Source organism: Candidatus Fusobacterium pullicola, from assembly GCA_018883725.1.
Classification (GTDB): Bacteria; Fusobacteriota; Fusobacteriia; order Fusobacteriales; family Fusobacteriaceae; genus Fusobacterium_A; species Fusobacterium_A pullicola.
This window is the reverse complement of record JAHLFN010000063.1, coordinates 1-4,100: the sequence shown is the minus strand read 5'-3', so window position 1 is coordinate 4,100 and position 4,100 is coordinate 1. Positions and strand designations below refer to the sequence as shown.

At 29.4% G+C, this 4,100-nt stretch carries 5 protein-coding genes; 2 read left to right on the top strand and 3 right to left on the bottom strand.

All coding sequences use genetic code 11. The annotated features are described in order from the left end of the window. Positions 1–980: Gfo/Idh/MocA family oxidoreductase (locus IAA47_06465; GenBank protein ID MBU3842604.1), on the top strand; the 980-nt coding region annotated here is incomplete at its 5' end. A 54-nt stretch (positions 981–1,034) separates the two neighbouring features. Here IAA47_06465 and IAA47_06460 read toward each other — a convergent pair. Both IAA47_06460 and IAA47_06455 read right to left on the bottom strand, forming a co-directional pair. Next, a complete protein-coding gene (locus tag IAA47_06460; protein MBU3842603.1) occupies positions 1,035–1,541 on the bottom strand; it encodes a hypothetical protein in 507 nt (168 codons plus the stop codon). 113 nt (positions 1,542–1,654) lie between these two features. Beyond that, positions 1,655–2,317, bottom strand: a complete 663-nt coding sequence (locus tag IAA47_06455; GenBank protein MBU3842602.1) for a toxin-antitoxin system YwqK family antitoxin — start codon at positions 2,315–2,317, stop codon at positions 1,655–1,657. A 206-nt stretch (positions 2,318–2,523) separates the two neighbouring features. Here IAA47_06455 and fabG point away from each other — a divergent pair, with 206 nt between their 5' ends. Next, positions 2,524–3,249 (top strand): 3-oxoacyl-[acyl-carrier-protein] reductase, encoded by a 726-nt coding sequence (gene fabG / locus IAA47_06450; protein MBU3842601.1) that lies wholly within the window; start codon positions 2,524–2,526, stop codon positions 3,247–3,249. Between the two features lie 36 nt (positions 3,250–3,285). Here fabG and IAA47_06445 read toward each other — a convergent pair whose 3' ends face one another. Next, positions 3,286–3,954, bottom strand: coding sequence for a VirK/YbjX family protein (locus IAA47_06445; protein ID MBU3842600.1), 669 nt, complete (start codon positions 3,952–3,954; stop codon positions 3,286–3,288). Positions 3,955–4,100 lie beyond the last annotated feature (146 nt).

The window sequence follows — 4,100 nt, the reverse complement described above, 5'->3', positions numbered from 1 at the left end:
TGAAAGTAGCGATATTAGGAGCTGGATATATAGGTGGTATCATGGCAGAAACAATAAGAGGAATGGAGCATAAGGATATAGAATTATATGCAGTTGGAGCAAGGGAGAAAAAGAGAGCTGAAGAGTTTGCACAAAAATATGGGATAGAAAAATCATATGGTAGTTATGAGGAGTTAGTAAAAGATGAAAATATAGATTTAATTTATATAGCAACTCCACACTCACATCACTATCAACATGCAAAATTATGTATAGAGAATGGAAGAAATATACTTTGTGAAAAAGCTTTTACAGTGAATGAAGAGCAAGCAAGAGAATTGTTTAGATTAGCTAAAGAAAAGAACATATTTATAACAGAAGCAATTTGGACAAGATATATGCCATCTAGAGAAATAATAAATGAGATTATAAGATCTGGGGAACTAGGAGAGGTACATACTATTCAAGCTAATTTAGGTTATCCAATAAAAAATGTTGAACGTATGAGAAAACCAGAATTAGCTGGAGGAGCCCTTTTAGATTTAGGAGTTTATCCAATAAATTTCTCAATGATGGTGTTTGGAGATGAGGTAGAGAACATTCAAGCTCATGCAACTTTTTCTCCAGAGGGGATAGATTACACTGATAGTATTACTCTTTTTTGGAAGGGTGGAAAGATGGCAACTCTTCATGCTACTATGCTTACAGCAACAGATAGAATGGGATATATATATGGAGAAGAGGGATATTTAGCTATTACAAACATCAATAATCCAGAAAAAATAGAGCAATTTGATAAGGAGCATAAATTAGTAAAAGCTTATGATATACCTAAGCAAGTAACAGGTTATGAGTATGAGGTAATTTCGGCTTATGAAGCTATAAAAAATGGAAAATTAGAGTGTAAAGAGATGCCACATGAGATAACTTTAAAAGTAATGAATATAATGGATAGTATCCGTAGACAATGGGGAATGAAATTTCCTTGTGAAAGTTTATAGAAATTAGTAAAAAAGAGGAAAACCTTACAATATAAGGAGTTCCTCTTTTATCAATTAGTTTGATGATTTTAATAAAGAAGCAGCTTTAGTTACATTTCCAGCACTTGTATAAAGGTCAGCTAAAGATTTTACAACTTCACTATTGTTTCCGTTTGTTTTCATATAGTTTTCTAAAATATTGATAGCAGCAGTTTTATCATTAAACTTTGAAGCAAGGATATTTGCATAATTTAAAGCATACTCTTTAGAGTTACCAAAATACTCATTTCCTGATTTTAAAGCTGTTAATAGCTCTTGATTTTTATTTAAGTTTTGAGGAACATTTAAATATGTTGAATAAGTTTCTAAGTTAGTAGAAGCTGGTGATAGATTTTTTAGTGCATTATAAGCTCCAGTCATATCTCCATTTTTATAAGCAGCTATTCCTTGTAAAATATTTGTTGTAGAGTTTAAAGTATTCACTACAGTAGTTGTTGAAACAGTTGGTTTAGTAGTGCTTGATGAGTTGCTACAAGCAGCAAAAGAAGCTACTAAAAATGAAAGAATAATAAATTTTTTCATTATAAAAATCCTCCTAAAAATAAAAATACGATATTACATATAAGAGAGATAATACCAGTAAAAGTAGTACTTGTCAACAAAATTTTATTTATAATTAAAAAAAGGTTTAGCAGTTACTCCAAACCTAATATTTTTCCATGATTATAGTATCCAGTAGCAATAATATTTCCATCTTTATCATAAGCTTTCCACTCTCCGTCACGTATACCGTTTAGATATTCAACATCATATAGTAATTTTCCTTCAGTATCATAATATTGCCAAATACCATCACGAAGTCCATTTTTAGTTAAACCAGAACAAAAAATATTACCATTCTCTTGAAAGAGAGCTACACTTACCACATCTTCTCCATCTAAAAATATATTTTGGACACTTAGTTTTCCATTTTCATCATACATTTGCCAAAATCCAACTCTATAATTATCTTTATAGTTCCCTTTTACTTTTAAGTTACCATCAGGATAGTAATAAATCTGTTCTCCTTCTAAAAGTCCATTTTTATAATTTTCAATAGCTATAAGCTTTCCAGTATTTTCATCATAAAAATACCACTTTTTCTCTCTTTGATCATTTTTAAAATATCCCTTTACGGCAATTCTTCCATCTTCAAAATAGTTAAAAATAGGACCATTTTTTATATTATTTATAAAAGATATTTCACTTTTTAAATTTCCATTAGAATAATAAATTTTTTCTTTTTCTTGAGCTCCCCTTGATACAATGTTACTACATCCAATTATAAGAAAAGAAATTAGTAAAATTAAAGTTTTCATTTTATCCTCCACACTTTTTAATATATTTTACACTAAAACTATACTATCTTCAACTTATTTAATTAGAAAATGTATTAAAAAGAGAAAATGGTTAAAAAAAAATAAAAAATTTGCCAAAAGTTGCTCAAATATGATATAATGGAAAATATAATTATAATATTACATATGTAAGATAAGTTGAATTGAAACTTTGAGGAGGAATTACAGTGGATAGATTAAAAGGAAAAGTAGCACTAGTTACAGGAAGTGCTAGAGGAATAGGAAGAGCAATAGTTGAAAAATTTGCTGGAGAGGGAGCAGCTATGGTAATATCTTGTGATATGGGACCAGCTGAATTTTCTCAAAAAAATGTAAGACATGAAATTTTAAATGTTACAGATAGAGAAGCTATAAAAGTATTAGTAAAGAAAATAGTAGAAGAGTTTGGAAAAATAGATATCCTTGTTAATAACGCAGGAATTACAAAGGATAACTTCCTAGTAAGAATGTCAGAAGAGCAATGGGATGCTGTTATTGATGTTAACTTAAAAGGAGTATTTAATATGACTCAAGCAGTAGCTCCAATAATGACAAAAAATAAAGCTGGATCAATAATTACTCTTTCATCAGTGGTTGGAGTATATGGAAATGCTTGCCAAACAAACTATGCAGCTACAAAAGGTGGAGTAATCTCTATGAGCAAAACTTGGGCAAGAGAATTAACTAGAAAAGGAGCTCAAGTAAGAGCTAACTGTATAGCACCAGGATTTATATCAAGTGCAATGACAGATGTTTTATCTGAAGAAGTAATAGGAAAAATGTTAGAAAGAACTCCATTAGGAAGATTAGGAACTGTAGATGATATAGCAAATGCAGCACTATTCTTAGCAAGTGATGAATCATCTTACATCACTGGACAAGTATTAGAAGTAACTGGTGGAATGACATTATAGGATAAGAATTAGGGAGATATAATAATTATCTCCCTTTTATATATTATATAAAAGTATAATCTTTTCAAATAAAGTATCTAAGAGATTAAACTTTTTAATATATTGAGCTCTTTTTTTAGCAGGAATATCTTCTATAGACTTTCTTTCTAATTTTTTAGGCAAGGACCAAAGATTATCTTTTTCTATTCCACCAATACTTTTCCAAAATTCATCATAGTTAGCATGGACTTTTTCTTGCTTTCTTTTTATATAACGAGGTGAAAAATAGATATGTTTATTTTTTCCTACTCCAATTTTAGAGTAATTTGGAAACAGTATATAGAGTGTTTCGAGTAAAAGTTTCTTAGGAAAAATTCCAAATAACTCTTTTGTAGCATTTTTTATTAACTCCTTATCTTCTCCTTTTTCAAGCCCTTGCAGTCCACCTATAATGATATTTTTTTCTAAAAAAGCAAAGGTAAGTTTGGCAAGAGTTTTATTTTCAGAGTTATAGCATATCAAAGTAAACTCCCCCTCTTTTTCAAAATTAGGATAGAGAGAAAAAGTTATCTTAAATACATCACCATTTTTTCCCTCCAAGGAACATAACTCTATTTCACCTTTTGAATAAAGATTAGTTAAAATTTCTTTTGGAAAAGTTAAATCAAGAGTTTCATAAGAGGAGATAAAGGTATTAGTTTGACCTTTATTTTTTCCATATTTCATAACATTGTAATAAAATTTAACCTAACGGGCAAGAAGTCGCCCACCTCTATAGGTGGTGCGATGAATTGCCCTATTGTTTTTTAGAAGACAAAGTGATATAATACAATCAGTAGATATATAAAAAAAAGGAGTAAAAACAATGGAAT

Bases quoted from the DNA above. Each gene is read 5' to 3' on its own strand.
- IAA47_06460 (MBU3842603.1), bottom strand. From the start codon at position 1,541: ATGAAAAAATTTATTATTCTTTCATTTTTAGTAGCTTCTTTTGCTGCT.
- IAA47_06455 (MBU3842602.1), bottom strand. From the start codon at position 2,317: ATGAAAACTTTAATTTTACTAATTTCTTTTCTTATAATTGGATGTAGT.
- IAA47_06445 (MBU3842600.1), bottom strand. From the start codon at position 3,954: ATGAAATATGGAAAAAATAAAGGTCAAACTAATACCTTTATCTCCTCT.